Raw genomic sequence first — 20632 nt, 5'->3', positions numbered from 1 at the left:
GGTTCAGGCCCCGGGGTCGAACGCGCGGGTCCGGCCCATCCCGGCCGCGCGCCCCTTGCCCGCGACCACGAGCGCCATCTTGCGGGATGCCTCGTCGAGCATCTCCTCGCCGAGCATGACGGCGCCGCGCCGGTCCACGGTGGTGGCGTGGGCGTAGGCGTCCAGGATCAGCTCGGCGTGGTCGTAGTCCTCCTGGGAGGGCGCGAACACCTCGTTGGCGGCCTCCACCTGGAGCGGGTGCAGGACCCACTTGCCGTCGAAGCCGAGGGCGGCCGTGCGCCCGGCGGAGCGGCGGAACGCGTCCACGTCCCGGATCTGGAGGTAGGGGCCGTCGATGGCCTGGAGGCCGTGGGCGCGGGCGGCGGTGAGGATGCGCATGAGCACGTAGTGGTAGGCGTCGCCGGTGTCGTAGCCGGGCGGCTGCTCGCCGACGACCAGGCTCTTCATGTTGAGGGAGGCCATGAAGTCGGCGGGCCCGTAGACGAGGCTCTCCAGGCGGGACGAGGCGGCGGCGATCCCGTCCACGGCGACCAGGCCGCGGGCGTCCTCGATCTGCGCCTCGATGCCGATCCGGCCGACCTCCAGCCCGACGGCGCGTTCGATCTGGGTGAGGAGGGTGTCGAGCCACTGGACGTCGCGGGCCGAGGTGACCTTGGGCAGGACCAGGGCGTCGAGTTCGGCACCGGCGCCCTCGACGACGGTGACGACGTCGCGGTAGGCCCACCCGGTGGTGACGTCGTTCACGCGGACGGACCGCACCTTGCCGTCCCAGCCGCCGTCGTTGAGGGCCCGGACGACGGCGTGGCGGGCCGCGTCCTTCTCCAGGGGCGCGACCGCGTCCTCCAGGTCGAGGAAGAAGGCGTCCGCGTCCAGTCCCCGCGCCTTGTCCACGAACCGGGGGTTGGACCCCGGCACCGCGAGTACCGACCGCCGCGACCTGAGTTCGCCCATCGCCCCGTCCCCCTGCTCCGCTCGTCCGCCTGCGCGCGGTCCGCGCCGGTCGGCCGCGCGGGAGCGCGGTCGCGGCGCCGGCCGTCCGGCCGGGTCGGCCGCCTCCTCCGGGCGGGACCGCGCCGCCCATCATCGCATCGTGCGGTGCATAGAGTGAGTTCGGGCCCCTGGTGGGGCGCAGGGGAATTCCAGGGGGGAAACGAGCATGTCCGGCACGTCGTCGTATCCGACCAGCGCCCACTGGGGCAGTTACCGGGTGGTCGTGGAGGACGGCCGGGTGGTCGGGACCCTCCCGGACCCGGACGACCCGGCGCCGTCCCCAGTGATAGCCAACACCCCCGCCGCCCAGCACCACGCCTCGCGGGTGGCGCGTCCGGCGGTGCGGCGGCGCTGGCTGGAGAGCGGCCCCGGCCCGGACCCGCTCCGGGGGGACCCCGACGACGCCTACGTCGAGGTGGAGTGGTCCACGGCGCTGGACCTGCTCGCCGGTGAGCTGGACCGGGTGCGCGGCGCGTACGGGAACGCGGCGGTCTACGGCGGTTCGTACGGCTGGGGCAGCGCGGGGCGGATCCACCACGCGCAGAGCCAGCTGCACCGGTTCCTCAACTCGATCGGCGGGTACACGCGCTCGCGCACCACCTACAGCCACGGCGCGGTGGAGGTGCTGTTCCCGCGGATCATCGGCGTCCCGGCGGCGAACCGGCTGCTGCACCGGGCCCCGTCGTGGACCCGGATCCGCGAGCACACCGAGCTGCTGGTGAGCTTCGGCGGGCTGCGGGTGTCCAACACGTGGACCTCCTCGGGCGGGCGCGCCGCCCAGACCGCCGGTCCGGCGATGCGCGACGCGTCCGGGGCCGGGGTGGAGTTCGTGTCGGTGTCACCGCTGCTGGACGACACCCCCGAGGACGTCAAGGCCGAGTGGGTCTCCCTCAATCCGGGGACCGACACGGCGGTGATGCTGGCGCTGATGCACGTGCTGTTCACGGAGGGCCTGGCCGACACCGCCTTCCTGGACCGCTACACCGTGGGCGCGGACGTGCTGCGCGCGTACGTGCTGGGCGAGCGCGACGAGCGGGGCGGACCGGACGGGACCGCGCGGACGCCGGAGTGGGCCGAGCGGATCAGCGGGGTCCCCGCCGACGAGCTGCGGTCGCTGGCACGGCGGATGGCGGCGCGGCGCACGCTGGTCAACGTGGGGTGGTCGGTGCAGCGGGCGCGGTACGGCGAGCAGCCGCTGTGGGCCGGGCTGGCGCTGGCGTGCTGCCTGGGCCAGGTGGGGCTGCCGGGCGGCGGCTTCGCGTCCGGCTACGGGTCCATGGGCAACTACGGGGGCGGCGCGACGCCGCTGGGGCTGCCGAGGATGCCGCAGGGCAACAACACGGTGGACTCGTTCATCCCGGTGGCGCGGGTGGCCGACATGCTGCTGGAGCCGGGCGGGCGCTACGACCACGACGGCGAGGAGCGGCGGTACCCGGACATCCGGCTGGTGTACTGGGCCGGGGGCAACCCCTTCCACCACCACCAGGACCTGAGGCGGTTGACCGAGGCGTTCGGGCGGCCGGAGACGGTGGTGGTGAACGAGACGCACTGGACCGCGACGGCGCGGCACGCCGACATCGTGCTCCCGGCCACGACGGTGCTGGAGCGCGACGACATGGCCGCGAGCCAGGGCGACCTGAGCGTGCGGGCGATGCCGCGCGCGGTGGCGCCGCACGGGCAGGCGCGCGACGAGTACGACACCTACGCCGACCTGGCCGAGAGGCTGGGGGCGCGCGAGGAGTTCACCGAGGGGCGCACGAGCGGCGAGTGGATGCGCGTGGTGTACGGGCGCTGGCGGTCGCTGGTGGCGCGGCGGGGCCTGGAGGTGCCGGAGTTCGAGGAGTTCTGGGAGCGCGGGCGGGTGGAGATGCCCGGCCGGGTGGAGGACGAGGCGCTGCTGGGCGAGTTCCGCGCCGACCCGGAGGGCCACGCCCTGCGTACGCCGAGCGGGCGGATCGAGCTGTTCTCGGAGACGATCGCGTCGTTCGGGTACGAGGACTGCCCGGGGCACCCGGTGTGGCTGGCGGGGCCGGTGGTGACCGGTTCCGGGTCCCCGGCCGGAGCCGGGGAACCCGCGGTGGACGGCTCCGGTGGTCGGGCCGGGGAGTTCCCCCTGGTGCTGATCGCGAACCAGCCGAGCGGCAGGCTGCACAGCCAGCAGGACATGGGTGCGCACAGCATGTCGCAGAAGGTGCGCGGGAGGGCGCCGTTGCGGATGCGTCCGGAGGAGGCGCGGGCGTGCGGTGTGGCTGACGGGGACGTGGTGCGGGTGTCCAGCGCCACGGGCTCGTGCCTGGCGGGCGTGGTGGTGAGCGACGCGCTGCGGCCGGGGGTCGTGCAGCTGTCCACGGGGGCCTGGTACGACCCCTCGTCGGAGGACGTGACGTGCGCGCACGGGAACCCGAACGCGCTGACGGAGGACGTGGGGACGTCCTCGCTGAGCCAGGGGTGCACGGGTCAGCTGGTGCGCGTGCGCGTCGAACCGTTCACCGGGCAGGTACCGCCCGTGCGCGCCTTCGAGCCGCCGAGGGGCGTCACCGCGGTCTGAGCGCGGCGTCCCGGAGCCGGGCCCGTCACCGTACGAGGAGCCGGTTCACGCGTCTGGGCAGCAGCAGCCCCGCCCAGCCCAGGAGCGCGTATCCCACCTGGCCGGGCGCGAGCATGCCGAGGATCGCCCCGGTGTTCGCGGCCGGCGCGCGGAGGAACTCGCGCATCCTCGGGTGCGCGTGCGGAACCCCGTTCCCGGACAGCAGCAGCGTGAGCACCGCGACCAGCACCACGGCCGCCCAGACCGAGTCGACACCGTTCAGGTCGCCCAGCCAGCCCTGGATCCGGTCCAGGGCCATGAACGCGTACGCGGGCGCACCGGTCGCGGCCGGGTCGGGCGCGGCGGTGAACACCATCGCCGCCGCGCCCATCGCCGCCATCGCCCCGGTGACCCCTCCGGTGGCCGCCAGCCCCAGCCGCATCGCCAGTTCGCGCGCCTGCCGGGTCAGTTCCTCCTGTGAGGGGTAGTGGCGCCAGGGCCGCCCCGCCGACCGGGCCTCGCCCATGGCGTTCGCCCGCCGCCAGCGCAGGAACCGCCAGGTGTCGCAGAGCACCGAGGGTCCGCGCCGCGCCGCGATGGCCGCGACGGCCAGCTCGTGGGCGATCGTGGACACCGTGGTGACCAGGGTGATCGGCAGGTCCACCCAGGACAGCGCCGTCCGGCGGAACAGCGGCGCGATGTCGGCGGGCACGCGGACCCGCATGGCCACCGAACGCCCCCGCGCCCGGCGGCGCAGGCGGGCCAGCGGCGGCTGCCCGGGCAGCGGCGGCGTGGACTCGGCCGCGGTGGCGATCAGCCGGTAGTCCATGGCCACCGCGCACAGCAACAGCAGCACCAGCAGCCACGGGGTGAGCACCCCGCCGCCGAGGAGGCCGTGCACGAGGTCGGAGGCCGGGTGCAGCTGGGCGTTGGCCAGCCGCGCGTTCAGGTTCAGGTGCTCCAGGAACGCCAGGGTCAGCGCGACCGGCGGCAGCAGCCACAGCCAGGCCCCGTAGCGGCGGCCGACGACCGCCAGGCCGAGCGCGGCGCCGACCAGGCCGGTGGTGACGGCGTGACCGGAGAAGACCGCGAGCACGGTGCCCGCGGGGTCGGTGACGGTACTGCCGCCGGGCAGGAACAGGCCGGTCCCGGCGGACACGCCCGCCCCTCCGAGGGCCACCTGCGTGAGCAGGCGCTCGGCCAGCTGGAACCCGGCGCCGGAGGCCGCGGCCAGCAGCAGGAAGTCCACCGCGGCCAGGCGGCGCAGCCTTCGGCGGACCACCAGGGCCAGGAGCAGCAGCGGGAGGAGCTTGCCGACCTCCTCCACGGTCACGGCGACGTAGGTGTAGCCGAGGACGCCGTAGGGGTCGCCGCCCAGCAGCCCGGTGACGGCGGACTCGGCCAGCGCCAGCGGCCACAGCAGCAGCGCGCCGAACGCGGCCACCCGCAGCAGGGAGGCGAAGGAGACCGTGCGCGAGCGGGCCAGCAGGGCCAGCTGGAACAGCAGGACGAAGGAGGCGGCCAGTGCCGGGAACGCGGCGCCCAGACCGGGGACGGCCAGGGGCGCCACGAGCAGCGCGGCCGCCATGAGCCAACCCCAGGCCCCGCGCAGGGCCCGCAGGGAGCGGACCGCACGCGGTGAGCGCCGCCGCGCGCGTTCGACGCTGCGGGCCAGGAGTTCGGCCGGGTCGGGGCCGGGTCCGCGCGGGCCGCGGGCGTGGCGCGCGCCGGTCTCGGCGCAGTGGTAGAGCTGGGCGGCGCGGGTGAGGACCGGGCCGCCCTCCCGTCGGGCGCGCGAGGCGAAGTGGCTGCGGGCCTGGGGGATGTCGGCGCCGACGAGTTCGCGGACGAAGTCGGCGGGACCGGCCGCGACGGTGAGCTCGTCCGCGGTGACCAGGACGGCGGCGGAGAAGTCCTCGACGCAGACCAGGAAGTCGGTGGGCGCGGGCCCCCAGCCGCGGATGAGGTCGATGAGGGTGTCGGTGTCGAGGGGGACCTCGGTGACGGGGTCGTAGGAGAACTCGGGCCTGGTCCGGCACACCAGGAGCCGGTCCACGCCCATGGCGCGGCCGGCGGCGACGACCGCGCGGATGAGGTTGCGGTCGCGGGGGACCAGGAAGGGGGTGGTGACCTTGCCGTCGGCCCGGACCCAGTGGGGGTCGAACTCGGTCGCTCCGGCGCAGACGCGCAGCACGAGGTCACGCGCGAGCATGGCCTGTTCTTCCATGGGTCACCTCGTGCCTGGGGGCTCACTCGGGGGCGGACGGGCGCTCGCTCGGGGGTGGGGGCCGCGGGCCCGTTTCCGCCGCCTTCCGGACGGATCGGCCCGACCGAGCATAACGGTGGGCCGCCCGGCCGGGGGAGGGCGGCGTGGGCCCCTCCCCGCGGCGTCGGCTAGCGGCGGCCCCGCCGACCGCGGGGCGTGTCGGTCATTCGCGTTCCTCGCGTCGTCGCTGGTCGACGCGGTGGCTGCGTCCCGGCGGTCTTCTTTCGGGTCCCGGTGTGTTTGACAGGACCCGATCCTTGGTATCTACTTTCCATATAGAAAGTAGATACGAAAGAGGAGATGACATGAACAGCAATCCCGAGCTCGACCAGGTCGCCGACGCCCGCCGCAAGCTCGCCAGCCGCACCGACCTGCCCGCCGCCTACTGGGTCTTCCTCGCCGCCGCGAGCGTGCTCATCGCCGGACTGCCGATCTGGTCCGCCGTCCTGCCCGGCAGCGGCCCCTACTTCCAGTGGGCCATCCTCGGCGTGGTCGTCATCGCCACCGCCTACTCGGTCATCCAGCGCCGCCGCAGCGGCGTGTACATGCCGCGCTACATCACCTCCTACCCCGGCGCCCGCCTGATGTGGATCGCCGCCCTGGCCATCACGGGCGTGGGCTACATCGGCATCACCCTCCTGGTCGACCAGGGCATGATCGGCTTCGCGCTCGCCGCGCTGGTGCCCGTGGCCGCCCTCGTGCTCGCCGGACAGATGCTGGTCCGCTCGGCCATGCGCCGCAGCATCGAGAACGGCAGGGTCAAGTAGTGACCGCGCTGCACAGCCCCGGCGGCGGCGCCTCCCCCGGAGGTGCCGCCGCCGCACGCCAACCGATCCTGGAGACCGGCCCGCGCCTGGCGATGTGCGCGCTGTTGCAGAGCGCCAAGTGGGTCGACTTCGCCACCGTGCGCAATCTGCTCGGCGTCAGCGATCCGATGGTCTCCAAGCACAGCCGCACCCTGGAGGACGCCGGACTGCTCGAAGTCCGCAAGGGAGCGGTCGGGCGCCGACCGAAAACCTGGTTCCGCCTGACCCCGGTCGGACGCACGGCCCTGCAGAGCCACCTGGCCTGGCTGACCGGCCTGGAATCAGCGGTCGAGCCCGACCCCGACACCTGAACCGGGACGGGGAGCCCGGACCGGCCGGAACCGCGGCGGCCCGCTCCGGCTCCGACGCCGGGGAGGAAGGTCCCAGACCACGAGGAACACCAGGTGCCGCCCGCGCTAGACGCGGGCGGCACTCTCCGTGTCGGCCGGAAACGGGTCGGCCGGAAACGGGTCGGCGCGGACTCACACCCGCGCGCCGGGCAACGGCTCCCCACCGCCGCGGGGAGCGCCCGGCTCCTCCCCTGCCCCTCCTTCGCCGAGGGGTTCGCGCGAGGGCCGCGGTCCGGCCCCGAAGGCGTCCGCGCACAACTGCGCGAAGTGCCGCACCCCCGGCAGGTCGAGAGCCCAGCCCGCGAGCGCCCACCCCAGGTGCAGGTGCTCCAGCGCCCGGGCCAGCGCCGACACCCCGCTCCAGCGCAGCCCCTCGGGGTTCTCGTAGGTGAGGCGGTACAGCACCTCGGGGTGCTCCGCCGCCGGTCGCGGCTCCAGCGCCACCGGCGCGCGGGCGGCCAGCCAGCCGCCCAGGCCCCGGCACATCGCGCAGTCCGCGGCCACGTACAGCGTGCCCGGCGCGCGGCCGGGCCACGGCCGCCACCGGGGCAGCCAGGCGCGCACGCCCGCCCGATAGGCCTCCCAGTCCCCGCCGAACGCCGCCCGCAGCTGACCGCCCTCGTGCCAGGCGGCGAACCCCGCGCCGTAGGCGAGGGCCGCGAGCGCGCCGAGCAGCAGCCGCGGGTCGCCGGTCACAGGGGCCAGGACCAGGTACACCCCGGCGACGGTGGCCTGCATCGGGTTGCGCAGGTAGGCGTAGGGGCCGCTGGTGACCAGCCGCGACGGCGGGTCGAAGGGCAGCGGGGTGCCGCCGCCCACCCGCGCGAACTCGCGGGCCGCCGCCAGTCCCGGCAGGCACACCGGGGCCAGGACCTGGGCGGCCACGAAGGCCGTGCCCGGACCGGGCAGGGCGTCCAGCGCGGCCAGCGGCAGGACCACCATGGCCCCGAACGCCAGGAGCGCCTGCGCCCACATCCGGGCGTGCACCAGCTGGCCGGTACGCGTCCAGTAGGCCAGCATCAGCGCGGGGATCAGGCACAGCGCGGAGCCGACGAACTCGCCGAGCAGCCAGAGCGGGCCCAGCACCACGACGGGTTCGGCGAGCGGCATGACGATGACGTCCACCCACACGAGCAGACCGCTGAGCAGCGGCACCGGCAGCAGGCGCAGCAGCAGCGCGGGCAGCGCGCCCCACAGCACCGCCCAGGCCAGCAGCAGGTCCACGGGCATGCCGAGCCACACCGCGCCCTCGGCGTGGAAGGACCACCAGCCGACGCGCAGCGCGTACAGGTTGAGCGGAACCAGCGTGAGCAGGGCCCACGCCCCGGCCACCAGCATCGCCGCGACCTCGCGAGGGCGGGGCGCGCGCCACAGGCACAGTCCGGCCAGCAGGAACAGCGGGGCGAACAGGCCGACGCCGCGGATCAGCGCCGCGGGCAGTTCCGGGATCATCGGGAGCCCTCCGGGGCGGCGGCGAAGGTGGCGGCGAGGTACTCGGCGGCCAGGTCGGTGGCGTAGGACTGGATCGGTCCGAAGTACCAGGAGGGCTCGTAGGTGCGCTCGTAGTCGATGGACCAGGTCAGGCGGGTCCCGTCTCCCTCGGCGCGCCACACGGCCTCGGCGCCGCGCATGTCCATCCAGTTCGCGAAGGCGGTGTCCTCCACCACCTCGAACACCACGCGCCCGCCGTCCCCGCGGACCTCGCTCGCAGTGATCCGGAGCTCCATGTGGCGCGGTGTGGGCTCGGCGCCCGGCTCCAGCGTGCGGCGCGGGGTGAAGCGCACGTGCCGGGTGTCACCGACCTCCAGGCCCTCGCCGGAGGCCGAGACGGGCTCGGGGAAGGGCACGGCCCGCAGGAAGAGCGCGTCGGGGGCGGCGTAGGCGGGCGGGACGGCCAGGGCGGCGGCGACCTCGTGCGGGGCGGCGGCGACTAGGACGTGGCCCTCGCCGCGGTCCTCCCGGGGCAGGAGGGAGGTTCCGGCGACGCCCTCCAGAGCGAGCACGAACAGCAGCGGCACCGCGAACAGGGCGTGCCGGGAGCGGTCCCGCCAGGAGACGAGCGCCCCGGCCGTCCAGGTGACCACGGCGACGACCCCGTAGATCAGCGGCGCGGCGATGAGCAGGCAGACCATGCCCTCGCCGAGCAGGGGACCGGCCAGGGCCAGGCAGAGGGTGGTGACGGCCATGGTGACGCCCATGGCGCTGCGGGCCCGCACGGTGAACACCACGAGCAGGGCGATGGTCGCGGGCAGGCCGACGTAGAACAGCGCGGTCTGGTCCAGGCCGCCCCAGTGGTGGATCCGGAGCGCCAGCAGGGCGGCGAAGGCGGCCAGGACCAGGGCCGCGAGCAGCAGGCGGGCCCTGGAGGGCGCGGGGGAGTCGCTTCGGGGCACGGGGGAACTCCTTCAGCATGCGATTAAATCGCTTGGTTTAATCACTCGATTAAACCGTATGCTGAAAACCTCCCCGAGAGCAAGGAGGGCCATGGCCAGGGGCGGCGGAGGACGGCGCACGAGCGAGGAGACGAGGGAGCGGCTCCTGGCGGCCGCCAGCGAGGTCCTGCGCGAGGAGGGCTACGCCGGGGCGTCGGCGCGCAGTATCGCCGCGCGCGCGGAGGCCAACTCGGCGCTGGTCTTCTACCACTTCGGCGGCGTGGACCAGCTTCTGCTGGCGGCGCTGGACCGCTCCAGCGCCGAGCGCATGGCGATGTACCGGGAGATCGCGGCACGGGCCGGCACCCTGGAGGAGCTGGTGGAGGCGGCGATGCGCATCTACCGGACCGACCTGGAGCGCGGCTACATCACCGAGTTCTCCGAGCTGGTGGCCGCCGCCGTCACCAAACCGGAGCTGCGCACGCAGATCCGGGACCGCTCGGAGCCGTGGATCGCCTTCATCGAGCAGGAGTGGAACCGGGTCCTGGGCGGGTCCGCCCTCGGGAAGCTGCTGCCCGCCCGCGAGGTGGCCTACGGGGCGATCACGTTCTACCTGGGGGTGAACCTGTTCTCGGTGCTCGACGAGGACCACTCGCGCACCGAGGCGGTGTTCGACCTGGCCCGCGGACTGGCCCCCCGGGCCAGGCTCCTGACGCTGCGCCTGCCCCGCCGCGACCGGGGGGTAGGCTCGCCCGCGGACGAGGACGAGGAGGACGCATGAGCACAGGCATCACGGTGGCCCCCGGGATCGAGTTCCCCGACACCGCCGACGGCCGGACCCACGTGGCGGCCGCGGTGATCGCCGACGACCGCGGAAGGGTCTTCGCCCAGCGCCGGTCCCCCACGCGCAAGGTGTTCCCGCACTGCTGGGACATCGTGGGCGGACACGTCGAGCAGGGCGAGACCATGCTGGAGGGGCTGGCGCGCGAGGTCGGGGAGGAGACCGGCTGGCGGCTGACCGGTGTGCTGGCGGAGCTGTTCCGGCTGGACTGGGACCCCGGGGACGGCCTGACCCGGCACGAGGTGGACTACCTGGTGCGGGTTGAGGGCGACCTGGACGCGCCCCGCCTGGAGCCGGGCAAGCACACCGAGTTCCTGTGGGTGGACGACTCCCTGGTGCACCGGCTGCGCGACCACCGCGACCCGGGCGACTACTTCATCGCCGACATCGTGCGGCTCGGCCTCGACGCCGCCCGCGCACGCTGACGGGCGGCCGCACACCCGGCGCCGGAGCACCGCACCCCGGCCCCTCGACGGCGCCGACCACGGTGGACGCGGCGTAATACGCGTAATACCATCGGGTGCATGGGCAAGGTACGCATCAGCATCAGCCTCGACCCCGAGCACGCGGACCGCATCAGAAGCCACGCGGAACGGGCGGGAATGGACCTCTCCTCGTACATGGTGAACGCCGCCACCAGGCAGATGGTCGAGGTCGAAGCCGCCGAGGAGGTCTTCTCCGGCATCGACGCCGTCATCGCCGAAGCGGAGGCCAGGGCCGCCGGCTACACCCCGGTCGACGAGGCAGCGGAACTCTCCGAGGGGGAGCGCGGGGAGGTCGCCGACGCCCTGCGCCTGGTCTACGGGGACGAGGCGGACGCGGACCGGGGGCAGGTCGCGTGACCGCCATGGTGCCGGTGTACGACACCGGCATGCTCATCGCCCTGGCCTCGGACAAGGCCAAGGCGTCGCACCTGCACCAGGGGCTCGGTAGGACCCCGCACCGCCCCATCGTCCCCGGCCCGGTCCTGGCACAGGCCTGGAGGTCGGACCCGGCCACCGTGCACGCCCTGGGGCGCGTACTCAAGGAGTGCACCGTTCCCCGGGCCAGGTCCTCCGCACCCGCGCTGCGCCCGTCCCGCGCCGGTCAGGTCACCTGCATCATGTGCTCCACGGCGCCCGACACCACCGACTGGCGGCGTATCGGCGTGCTCCTGGGCAGCGCGGACCTGCCCCCGAAGAAACGACCGGACGCGGTGGACGCCATGGTCGCCTGGACCGCGGCACGGCACGGGGAGGCCGTGGTGTTCACCAGCGACCCCGACGACGTCGGGGCCCACCTCCGGGCGATCGGCACCGAGAGCGTCCACGTGGTCCCCGTCTAGCACCTGTCCGTGCACCGGACCCGTGCGGCACGGCGTCGGTGCCGTCCGCGTGCCGGGCGGTGGTCAGGTCAGATGCCGGTGGGCATCCAGGCGAGCACGAGCCCGAGCCACACGGCGAACGGGCCCGCCACCAGGTCCCGGCCCCACTCCAGGGGCCGGTCAGCGGAGGGCAGCATCCCCTCACCCGCCTTCCGGACGAACCGGGTGATCCGTTGGGCGGCTTCCTCGTCCCGGGCCGGGGTGCTCCCCCAGGCCCTCGAACAGAACGCCCTTCCGTCGAGGAAGTGGACGGCGACCCCGTTCCCGGCGTCGGCCCGCGCGACCCACTCCACGGGTACGGAGACCCAGACGGCGTACCGCTTCAGGAGCAGGCGCGTCCCGGACAGGCGGACCTCCGGGTAGACGGTCCGCTGCCAGACCACCAGCCCGAGGACCGGCAGAAGAGGGGCCGCTACCAGCACGTACCAGTCACCCTCCCCCGCGCCGAACACGAGCACCGCGGAGAGCGTCGCCATCACCAGTACCGCGGCGACACCCAGGACACGGAACCGGCCGCGGTACAGGGTGACCGGCCGCGCGGCCGAAGGGTCGGACCGGTCTTCAGCCTCCCGCCCGGCCCGGAGTCGGAGCAGGAGATCGTGGGACGGGCTTCCCGGAAGACCGACCACGCCCCAGAGGACGAACCCCCCTGCTCCGACGAGGGGCGCGCCCTCACGCGCGGTCCAGAGGACACAGGCCACGGTGAAGAATCCCCACCAGATCCGCGCGCACGAACGGGGAAGCCGTGCGGCCCGCAGCGCATCGCGCCACAGCCCCGCACGACCGCTCGTCCGGTCGCCACCGCGGTGGGCGCCGATGCGACGCGTCTCCGCGTACAGCGCGATCAGGGTTCCGACGAGGAACAGTGGGAGGAGGACCGCTGCGGTGATCAGACGGCACCGGCCAGGGGTGCGGAGGCGAGGAACATGGGGGATGCCCGTCGTGTCCGGGGGAGGGGACCCCAGCATCCCACGGCGGTCCGACACCCCTCCCCCGGCCCCGCGCGCGAACCGCACCGGGGCGAACCCATGGGGGCTCGGCTATACGCGTTCCGGGGACGGCGTCCACGCGGCCCGGCGGGCGACCCGATGCCGCCCCAGCTCCGTCTCAGGCCGCCCGGCGGACCTCGGCCACCGCGAGCGGCAGCGCCTCCAGCAGGTCGGACGCGCTGATCGGGGCTCCGTCCCGGGCCAGCGAGGCGGCGCGTCCGTGCAGGTAGGCGCCGCACATCGCCGCCTCCCTGGCGGGCAGCCCGGCGGCCAGGAGCGCGCCGACCACCCCCGACAGCACGTCTCCGGTCCCGGCGGTGGCCAGCAGCGGCGTTCCGGTCGGGTTGACGACCACCGGGGCCCCCGGGTGCGCGATCACCGTGGTCGACCCCTTGAGCAGGATCGTGCACCCGAAACGGTCGCGGGCGCGGGCCGCGTGCTCCAGGCGGCGCGCCTCGACGTCCTTCCGGTCCGCGCCCAGCATCCGGGCCAGCTCCCCGGCGTGCGGCGTCAGCAGCGTGTGCGCCTTCCGCTCCCGCAGCAGCTCGCACAGCGGTTCACCCCAGTCACCGGTGAGCAGGGTGAGCCCGTCCGCGTCCACCAGCACCGGGACGTCGCTGTCCAGGACCGCGCGGAGCTCGTCGGCGTTGGCCGGGTGCGTGCCCCGGCCGGAGCCGACGACGACGGCAGACACCCGCCCGGGCGACAGGTCGGTGCTGATCTGCGGGTCGAGGAGGCCGGCGACGGTCTCCGGCCAGCGGGCGAGCACCTGGTCCACCACGGCCGGGCCGCCCCCGTAGCGCACCATGCCGACCCCGGTGCGCAGCGCTCCGCCCACGCACAGGACCGCGGCGCCCCGGTAGCGGTCGGAGCCCGCGCGGACGGCGAGGACGCCCCGCCGGTACTTGTCCGACTCCGCCCCGGCGACCGGCAGGAGCGAGGCGACGTCCGCAGCCCGCGGACTGACCAGGTCGGGCCCGGGCAGCTCCGGGGTCAGCCCGATGTCCACGAGACGGACCCTGCCCGCGTGTTCGGCGCCCGGATCGACGAACAGGCCGGGCTTGTGGGTGCCGAAGGTGACCGTGACGTCGGCGCGGACGGCGTGTCCGGCCACCTCGCCGGTGTCGGCGTCCACCCCGCTGGGCAGGTCCACGGCGACCACGGGGACGGGCGCGTTCGCGGCGAGCAGGGCCAGGGTGGAGTGCGGCCTGCGCAGGCCGCCGCTGCCGCCGATGCCCACGAGCCCGTCCACGACGAGGTCGGCGTCGAACAGGTCGCTCTCGTCGGCGAGGGCGTCGGTGAACCAGCGGACCCGCCCGCCCGCCGACCGCAGGGCGGCGATCCCGCCCTCGTGGACGCGCCGCCCGGCGATCAGGGCGCGCACGGCCGCGCCCCGGGCGGCCAGCGCGGCGCCCGCGTACAGCGCGTCGCCCCCGTTGTCCCCGCCGCCGACCATGAGGACGACCCGCGCCCCGTACACGCGGGGCAGCAGCCGCGCGCACTCGGCGGCGAGTCCGGTGGCCGCCCTGCGCATGAGGGCCCCCTCGGGGAGGCGCGCCATGAGCGCGCGCTCGGCCTCGCGGACGGTGTCGGCGGTGTGTGCGGAGCGCACGGGTTACCTCCCAGGTTCGGGTCGGCCACCATCGTGCCGCAGAGGGCTCCGGGTACGGGGGCTCCGCCACACCGGGTGGCCGACAACAAGGAATTTTCCACGCAAAGTGAACACCCCCCTACCCTTCGGAGTGTCGACTTGACACAATGGGGGGCATGCCTCGACCGAGCAAATACGTCTCTCGGTCCGATCTGGGATGGGGTTCCTCGCCCGCGACCCGGGCCAATCCCCGATCCGGACTGGTCATCCACTACGACAGCGCCGATCAGGGGCTGGCCGCGAAGGACCACTCGGCCTGCCTGAAGTACTGGCGCGACACCCGCTCCTTCCACACCGGCCCCTCCCGCGGCTGGGCCGACGTCGGATATTCCTTTATGTCCTGTTCGCACGGATATGTCCTTGAAGGCCGGGGGCTGTACAAGACCCAGGCCGCGCAGCCGGGGGGCAACACCTCCCACTACTCGGTGACCCTGGCCACCGGCCCCACGGACGCCATCACCCCGGAGCAGATCAACGCCGTGCGCGCGCTCCGCCAGTGGCTGATGGAACCGGACACGTCGATCGCCGGAACGGTGCTCGGGCACCGCGACTTCGTCTCCACCTCGTGCCCCGGCGACAAGGCCTACGCCCTCGTCCGCGACGGCACGTTCGAAAAGCCCCCCGGGGAGATCACGGAGGTAAACGACATGCTCGGACTCGCGATCGGCAGTACGGGGGACGCGGTCAAGCTCCTCCAGCTCAAGGTCACCCGGGCGGGCTTCGGCGACGCCCTGGGCGCGGGCGGGGTCGACGGCGACTACGGGGAGGCCACCGCCGAGGCCGTACGACTGACCCGCGAGTACGTCGGCAGCCGCGCCCTGCCCGGGTACGGCGACAAGATGACCGCCCACGCCGTCGACCAGGTGGAGGCCGCCGTCATCAAGCGCGCGCTGGCGGGGAGCGCCGCGAAGGCGGAGGCCCCCGCGGCGTAGGGGAGCACCGACGGGTCGGGGCGCTCCGCGCTCCGACCCGCTCCGACGTCACCCCCGGAACCGGTCCCGGGCCGGGCTCCCGTCATTCGCAGGCGACGCCGTCGCCGTCGCGGTCCAGGTGGGAGCCGTAGCCCGGGTCGCCGCGGCGTACGGGCGCCGCGCCCGCGGCGCGCGCCGCGTCGCAGTTCTCGTAGTAGGCCGGGGCGCCGCCGCCGGTGTCACCGCCCCCGCCGCTGCCGCCGTCGTCCGGGCGTTCGGTCACCGTCTCCGTGACGGTCTCCGTGGCGGTGACGGTCACCTCCACCTCGACCTCCTCGGTCGCGGTGGCGGTCGGCTCCACCGTCTCGGACACGGTCGCGGTCACCGTGGCGGCCGGGGGCGGCGGACCCGCCTGGTCGGAGCCGCCTCCGGCGAGCGCGCTGGCGCAGGAGCCGATCATCACGGTCAGGACCAGGGCGCCGAAGCACCCCAGGCATCCGAGGCCGATCTTGCCGCCGGTGGACACGGCGGCGGGGGAACGCGGGGGCAGGGACATGGCGGGGCTCCGGGGGATGCGCAGGGAGCGGTGGAGCGGGTACCGCGCTGGACGGGCGCGTGCGGGCGGGGACGCGCGCGTGCGCCGACGATATACGAGCCAGCCGCGAAAAAGGTCCCTTTCACGGTAGAAAGCGGCTTTCGCGACACCCGGCCGTTCTGCCATCGCACCCGGCCGCTCCGTTGCCGTACCCGGACGCCCCCTCGGAGACCTCCGCACGCATGGACGGACACCTCAGTAGACCCGGCCGGATACCGCCGGACACCGGCGAACGTCGGGAACACAGCACGAAGCCCCGGCCGCGGGGCGTGCGGCCGGGGCTTCGCGGTGCGTGCGTGGACTACTGGACCGTCGTGACGATGGGGTCCTCCATACCGAAACTGGGGTCGTAGCGGACCTCGGTCACCACGACCTCGCCGACCACGGCGATCTGCCCCGTGACCGAGGAGCCGGGCGCGAGGGTGCCGACCTCGATGTGCTGGATGTCGGCGAAGAGCGCGTCGGCCCAGTCGGTGCGCTCGGTCCCGTCGGAGAGCACCGTCGTGAAGTAGAGCGGGTTGATGTCGAGCGGCTCGTCGCCGTTGTTGGTGAGCTCGACGTCGAGCACCGTGTAGACGGTGTCGTCGATGGTGTCACCGGCCGTGCCCGCGGCGGTGGCGGTCAGGGTTACGCCCTGCTCGTTGGCGGGCTGCTCGGCCGCGCCGCCCTCGGACTCCTGCGTGCCCTCCTGCTGGGTGGGCGCCGAGGGCGTGGAGGTCGAGGCGCTGTCGTCGCCGCCCGCCATCGAGGCGAGGATCACGATGACGATGACCACGATGACCACCAGGCCGAGGCAGCCGCCGCCGATGCCGAGGCCGACCTTGGCGCCGGTGGACATGCCCTTCTTCGGGGGCTGGCCGCCGGGCGGCGGGCCGTAGGGGTCTCCGGGGCCGCCGGGGGGCATGCCGCCGTAGGGGGGCTGGCCGGGAGGCGGTCCGCCCGGGCCCCCGTAGGGCGGCTGGCCGCCGGACGGGTCTCCGTAGCCGGGCTGGCCTCCGCCGGGAGGGCCGTAGCCGGGCTGGCCGCCGTAGGGCTGGTAGCCGCCGGTGCCGTCACCGTGGGGAGGCTGCTGGGGGCCGGAAGGGTACTGGGGATAGGACAACGGGGTGCTCCGGTCTCGTACACGATGCCTGAGGGAATGTGCCGCGGGCCTGAGCCGTGTACCGGCTGGAACACATGCGGCTTCGAGGACCATATCCGACGCGGGTGTACCGCCGCCTCGCAAGCCCCGTGTCCACGCTGTCCGGAATAGGGCGTTTCCGCTGTCGGGCGGGCCCCGGCCCGGGAGCCGACGGGGGACGGTGCGTTCCGGTGGCCCTGACGTACTACGCTGTGTCGTAGAAGCCCGCTGGCATGGCGTGAGGACGACGAGCGGAGGCGGCGTGGTCGACTGGCTGACCATGACGATTCAGATGGTGTCACTGGCGTTGGCCGGGTGGTGCCTCGTCTCGACCTTCCGCGACCAGCCCATGGTGGTCCCGCACCTGGTCGGCATGGCTGTCCTGTGGCTGCTCGTGCTCGGACAGGTGGCCGCCACCGTCGTCACCATGGTCAGCGGCGAGCGGCCCGCCGAGACGGCCATGTTCGTGTCCTACCTGGCCACGGTCGCGCTGCTGCCGCCCGCGTGCGCCGTGTGGGGCTTCATGGAGCGGAGCAGGTGGGGCCCGGCGGTGATCGCCTTCGCGTGCCTGATCCTGCCCGTCCTGTTCGTCCGCCTCGAACAGCTCTGGAGCCCCGTTGTCTGAGTCCGCCGCGACCCGGGACAGAACCCTGCGCACCGGCCCCGGGCGGCTGCTCGTCGCCGTGTACGGGGTGTTCGCGCTCGCCGCGACCGCGCGCGGGGGCTACCAACTGGCCACGAGGTTCGACGAGGCGCCGCTGGCCTACGGGCTCTCGCTGCTCGCCGGGGTGATCTACCTGGTGGCGGCGGTGGGCCTGGCCCGGGCCGGGCGGACCTCGCGCAGGGTCGCGCTGGTCTCGTGCAGTGTCGAACTGGTCGGTGTGCTGGCGGTGGGCGCGGTCAGCCTGTTCCTGCCGGGAGTCTTCCCCGACGACACGGTGTGGTCGAACTTCGGCGCCGGGTACCTGTTCATCCCGCTGGTGCTGCCGGTGCTGGGGCTGTGGTGGATCCTGCGCGTCCACCGCATGGTCCGGGGCGACGGGGGCCGCGGCGCCTGAACGGCGTCCCCCGAGCCCGCTCGCCGTTCCGCGGCCGGGTAAGCCCTCCCCCGGGCCGGTACGGCGGCGGGTACCGGGCACACCCCTCCCCACCTGCCGGGACGGAACGCCTAGTGTGGTGCCCATGTCCGAACTCCTGACCCTGCCGGTGGCCGTGTCGGCCGACTGGCTCCGCGAAAACCGCGACCGGGTGGTCCTCGTCGACTCCCGGTGGTACCTCGACGGGCGCTCCGGCCGCGACGCCCACCGCGCCGGACACCTGCCCGGCGCCGTCTTCACCGACCTGGACACCGACCTGGCCGCCCCGGCCGGTGCCGAGGGCGGACGCCACCCGCTGCCCTCCGCTGCCGACTTCGCCGACGCCCTCGGCCGCCTCGGCATCGGCGACGACTCCTCCGTGGTGGTCTACGACGACGCGGGCGGTTCCGTGGCCGCCCGCCTGGTGTGGATGCTGCGCGTGCTGGGCACCCCGGCGGCCTTCCTCGACGGGGGCGTCCAGGCGTGGACCGGCGAACTGGAGGAGGGCGACGTCGCCCCCCGGCCGGTGCACCGCACCCCGCTGCCCTGGCCCGCGGACCGGATCGTGCACACCGACACCGTCCGCGCCGAGGCGGGCGATCCGGCGCACCTGCTGGTGGACGCCCGCGCCCGCGAACGCTACACCGGTGAGCGGCCCGCACCCGTCGACGCCCGGCCGGGGCACGTGCCGGGAGCCCGCAGCGCCGAGTGGACGGGGAACCTGGACGACGACGGGCTCCTGGCCGCCCCGGGAATCCTGCGTGAACGCTTCGCCGCCCTCGGCGCCGACTCCGCCGACACCGTCACCGCCTACTGCGGATCCGGGGTCACCGCCTGCCACGACCTGCTCGCCCTGGAGCACGCCGGGTACGCCGGCGCCCGCCTGTACCCGGGGTCGTGGAGCCGCTGGGGAGGCGACGACACCCTCCCGGTGGAGACCGGAGACCCCCGGGTCTGAAACCCCTGCGCACCGGGACACGGACGCGTCGGCCCGAGCCGCCGGGACCGGGGCGCCGGCGTCCCGGTCCCGTGTCCGGGAGCGCGCCGCGGCGTACTCCCGGACACGGGACCGTTATCAACGATCACCGTCCGTGAGAGGTTCCCGGACCGGGCGTCTTTCGTGTCCTGATCTGGTCACATGTGGAACCGACCCCTCGCACGCGGCGTCAGAGCGTCAGTAGGATTGCCCGGCCCCGGGGAACACGCAGGCAGGGGACGTACACGGCCTCGCTCCCCCATGCCCCACCGCGAAACGAGGAACATTGGCCATCGAACTCCTGCTGCTGCTCATCCTGGTCGGCGTCGCCGTCGTGATCGGCGTCCTGATCTACGCACAGCGCGCCAAGAAACCGAAGACGGCCCCCGAACCCCCCGCCCCGCCGCGGGACCCCTTCGCCGACACGGGCGACAGCACCGCCGGCGACCCGCGCGCCATCAAGGCGGGCGACATGATCGACTGGGGCACCGAGCGGACCTGGATCCGCGGCACCCTGCGCCTGTCCGAGGGCGGCTTCACCTGGTCGGAGCACTTCCTGGAGGTCGAGGGCGGCAAGCGCTGGCTCTCGGTGGAGGAGGACCCCGACGTGGAGCTGGCCCTGTGGACCGGCCGCCCCGACCTGGACATCATCCCCCAGGGCAAGAGCATCGAGCTGGAGGGCACCGTCTACCGGCTCCAGGAGAAGGGCACCGGCTCCTACCGCTCCGAGGGCACCACCGGGCTCAAGGCCTCCGGGGGCCTGGACTACGCCGACTACGAGTCCGACGACGGACGGCTGCTGTCCTTCGAGCGCTTCGACCACGGGCGCTGGGAGGCCAGCACGGGGAACAAGGTCGCCCCGGCCACCTTCACCATCTACCCGGGGAGCTGACCGGAACGTGCGCGCGAGCATCAGCGCCCCCTTCGTCGACACCAGCGCCGACGACCTGGTCTGGGCCCTGCGCCACCCGCTGGTCGACCCCCTGGCCGCCCGCACCGTCCGGGTGCCGGGGGCCCGGGTCGAGCTGCGGGTGCTCGGCGCCTCCCACCAGGTGGTCGTCACGCCGGAGCCGTCGCCCGGGGCCCTGGTGGCCGGGGAGCCGCTGGTGGAGACGGTGGCCTGCCTGCCCGGCCTCCCCGGCGGTCTGCCCGGCAGCGCCGACCGTCCCGACCTGGGCGGCTACCGTTTCGGCTCGCGCGTGGAGTCCCTGACCCGCACCGAACTGGCCCGCCGGGTGGAGGGGATCCACCGGGAGGTGGAGGGCTCCCCCGGCGGCCTGCTCGTCGCCTTCCCCGGCGATCCGCTGGCGGTCACCGCGCTGCACCTGGTCCCCGGCGGACCACTCGGCTGGCGCACCTGGCACGCCTACCCCCAGAGCGGCGAGCTGGTGACGACCACCTCGACCGTGACCCTTCCCCCCACTTCAGGGAGAACCGCACCATGAAGGCATACGAGGAGCCCGCGAACAACGGCAACAGGAACGTCATCATCACGGTGTTCGTCGTGATCGGCGTCATCCTGCTGGTCCTGATCCTGCTCAGCGCCTGCTCCAACAACAGCAACAACTACTGCCCCGACGACGACGTGGTCCAGATCGAGGGCTATGACGATGACGACTGCGACGGGTCCTCGGGATCCTCCGGCGGCGGAGGATTCTTCTTCTTCGGCGGGGGCACCGGCGGCAGCAGCTACAGGGACAACAACAGCAGCAGCTACAGCGGCGGCAGCAGCAGCAACGGCAGCGGCAGCAACTACCGAGGCGGCGGCAGCGGCTTCGGCAAGTAGTCTCCTTCCCCAC

General features: G+C 74.1%; 22 protein-coding genes. 14 read left to right on the top strand and 8 right to left on the bottom strand.

Annotated features, from left to right (window positions below; genetic code table 11):
- Positions 1-3: 3 nt before the first annotated feature.
- The gene (locus PV789_RS03965; RefSeq protein WP_274976187.1) at positions 4-951 is read right to left on the bottom strand and encodes an HpcH/HpaI aldolase/citrate lyase family protein; all 948 of its coding nucleotides are present in this window, start codon (positions 949-951) and stop codon (positions 4-6) included.
- A gap of 205 nt (positions 952-1156) precedes the next feature.
- Here PV789_RS03965 and PV789_RS03960 point away from each other — a divergent pair, with 205 nt between their 5' ends.
- Positions 1157-3538, top strand: coding sequence for a molybdopterin-dependent oxidoreductase (locus PV789_RS03960; RefSeq protein WP_274976186.1), 2382 nt, complete (start codon positions 1157-1159; stop codon positions 3536-3538).
- A gap of 25 nt (positions 3539-3563) precedes the next feature.
- On the opposite strand, the gene PV789_RS03955 is transcribed toward PV789_RS03960, so the two are convergent.
- A complete protein-coding gene (locus tag PV789_RS03955; RefSeq protein ID WP_274976185.1) occupies positions 3564-5744 on the bottom strand; it encodes a PrsW family intramembrane metalloprotease in 2181 nt (726 codons plus the stop codon).
- Positions 5745-6088: 344 nt separating this feature from the next.
- On the opposite strand from PV789_RS03955, the gene PV789_RS03950 reads away from it, so the two are divergent.
- Entirely contained in the window at positions 6089-6550 is a 462-nt protein-coding gene (locus tag PV789_RS03950; protein ID WP_274976184.1) for a hypothetical protein, read from the top strand.
- Positions 6550-6900, top strand: a complete 351-nt coding sequence (locus PV789_RS03945; RefSeq protein ID WP_274976183.1) for a winged helix-turn-helix domain-containing protein — start codon at positions 6550-6552, stop codon at positions 6898-6900. The genes PV789_RS03950 and PV789_RS03945 overlap by 1 nt, the downstream gene beginning before the upstream one ends.
- Positions 6901-7071: 171 nt before the next feature.
- Here PV789_RS03945 and PV789_RS03940 read toward each other — a convergent pair whose 3' ends face one another.
- Positions 7072-8391 carry a methyltransferase family protein gene (locus PV789_RS03940; RefSeq protein ID WP_274976182.1) on the bottom strand — a complete coding sequence of 440 codons (1320 nt, stop codon included), beginning with the start codon at positions 8389-8391 and terminating at the stop codon, positions 7072-7074.
- A complete protein-coding gene (locus PV789_RS03935; RefSeq protein WP_274976181.1) occupies positions 8388-9332 on the bottom strand; it encodes a hypothetical protein in 945 nt (314 codons plus the stop codon). The genes PV789_RS03940 and PV789_RS03935 overlap by 4 nt, the downstream gene beginning before the upstream one ends.
- 91 nt (positions 9333-9423) lie before the next feature.
- On the opposite strand from PV789_RS03935, the gene PV789_RS03930 reads away from it, so the two are divergent.
- From PV789_RS03930 to PV789_RS03915, 4 genes are all read left to right on the top strand, one after another.
- Positions 9424-10092: a TetR family transcriptional regulator gene (locus tag PV789_RS03930; RefSeq protein ID WP_274976180.1), complete on the top strand. Its 669-nt coding sequence runs from the start codon at positions 9424-9426 to the stop codon at positions 10090-10092.
- Positions 10089-10577, top strand: a complete 489-nt coding sequence (locus PV789_RS03925) for an NUDIX domain-containing protein (protein WP_274976179.1) — start codon at positions 10089-10091, stop codon at positions 10575-10577. The genes PV789_RS03930 and PV789_RS03925 overlap by 4 nt, the downstream gene beginning before the upstream one ends.
- Positions 10578-10676: 99 nt before the next feature.
- Positions 10677-10994 carry a plasmid mobilization protein gene (locus PV789_RS03920; RefSeq protein WP_274976178.1) on the top strand — a complete coding sequence of 106 codons (318 nt, stop codon included), beginning with the start codon at positions 10677-10679 and terminating at the stop codon, positions 10992-10994.
- Positions 10991-11476 (top strand): hypothetical protein, encoded by a 486-nt coding sequence (locus tag PV789_RS03915; protein WP_274976177.1) that lies wholly within the window; start codon positions 10991-10993, stop codon positions 11474-11476. Before PV789_RS03920 ends, PV789_RS03915 begins: the two co-directional genes overlap by 4 nt.
- 68 nt (positions 11477-11544) lie before the next feature.
- On the opposite strand, the gene PV789_RS03910 is transcribed toward PV789_RS03915, so the two are convergent.
- Both PV789_RS03910 and PV789_RS03905 read right to left on the bottom strand, forming a co-directional pair.
- Entirely contained in the window at positions 11545-11991 is a 447-nt protein-coding gene (locus tag PV789_RS03910; RefSeq protein ID WP_274976176.1) for a hypothetical protein, read from the bottom strand.
- A 631-nt stretch (positions 11992-12622) separates the two neighbouring features.
- Positions 12623-14116 (bottom strand): NAD(P)H-hydrate dehydratase, encoded by a 1494-nt coding sequence (locus tag PV789_RS03905; RefSeq protein ID WP_274976175.1) that lies wholly within the window; start codon positions 14114-14116, stop codon positions 12623-12625.
- A gap of 155 nt (positions 14117-14271) precedes the next feature.
- On the opposite strand from PV789_RS03905, the gene PV789_RS03900 reads away from it, so the two are divergent.
- Positions 14272-15087, top strand: a complete 816-nt coding sequence (locus PV789_RS03900; protein ID WP_274976174.1) for a peptidoglycan recognition protein family protein — start codon at positions 14272-14274, stop codon at positions 15085-15087.
- Between the two features lie 82 nt (positions 15088-15169).
- Here PV789_RS03900 and PV789_RS03895 read toward each other — a convergent pair whose 3' ends face one another.
- Both PV789_RS03895 and PV789_RS03890 read right to left on the bottom strand, forming a co-directional pair.
- Complete coding sequence (locus PV789_RS03895; RefSeq protein WP_274976173.1) at positions 15170-15622, bottom strand: excalibur calcium-binding domain-containing protein; 453 nt, start codon at positions 15620-15622, stop codon at positions 15170-15172.
- Positions 15623-15962: 340 nt separating this feature from the next.
- Positions 15963-16763 (bottom strand): DUF4352 domain-containing protein, encoded by an 801-nt coding sequence (locus PV789_RS03890; protein ID WP_274976172.1) that lies wholly within the window; start codon positions 16761-16763, stop codon positions 15963-15965.
- A gap of 280 nt (positions 16764-17043) precedes the next feature.
- On the opposite strand from PV789_RS03890, the gene PV789_RS03885 reads away from it, so the two are divergent.
- The 6 genes from PV789_RS03885 (at position 17044) to PV789_RS03860 (ending at position 20619) form a co-directional block, all read left to right on the top strand.
- Complete coding sequence (locus tag PV789_RS03885) at positions 17044-17406, top strand: cyclin family protein (RefSeq protein ID WP_274978037.1); 363 nt, start codon at positions 17044-17046, stop codon at positions 17404-17406.
- Positions 17399-17839: a hypothetical protein gene (locus tag PV789_RS03880; protein ID WP_274976171.1), complete on the top strand. Its 441-nt coding sequence runs from the start codon at positions 17399-17401 to the stop codon at positions 17837-17839. The genes PV789_RS03885 and PV789_RS03880 overlap by 8 nt, the downstream gene beginning before the upstream one ends.
- 124 nt (positions 17840-17963) lie before the next feature.
- Complete coding sequence (locus PV789_RS03875) at positions 17964-18815, top strand: sulfurtransferase (RefSeq protein WP_274976170.1); 852 nt, start codon at positions 17964-17966, stop codon at positions 18813-18815.
- A 304-nt stretch (positions 18816-19119) separates the two neighbouring features.
- Entirely contained in the window at positions 19120-19725 is a 606-nt protein-coding gene (locus tag PV789_RS03870) for a DUF4178 domain-containing protein (RefSeq protein WP_274976169.1), read from the top strand.
- A gap of 7 nt (positions 19726-19732) precedes the next feature.
- Positions 19733-20278: a DUF2617 family protein gene (locus PV789_RS03865; RefSeq protein ID WP_274976168.1), complete on the top strand. Its 546-nt coding sequence runs from the start codon at positions 19733-19735 to the stop codon at positions 20276-20278.
- A complete protein-coding gene (locus tag PV789_RS03860; RefSeq protein WP_274976167.1) occupies positions 20275-20619 on the top strand; it encodes a hypothetical protein in 345 nt (114 codons plus the stop codon). The genes PV789_RS03865 and PV789_RS03860 overlap by 4 nt, the downstream gene beginning before the upstream one ends.
- Positions 20620-20632: the final 13 nt, after the last annotated feature.

The organism is Nocardiopsis camelliae (assembly GCF_028993595.1).
Taxonomy (GTDB): domain Bacteria; phylum Actinomycetota; class Actinomycetes; order Streptosporangiales; family Streptosporangiaceae; genus Nocardiopsis; species Nocardiopsis dassonvillei.
This window is presented reverse-complemented; position numbering and strand designations above follow the sequence as displayed.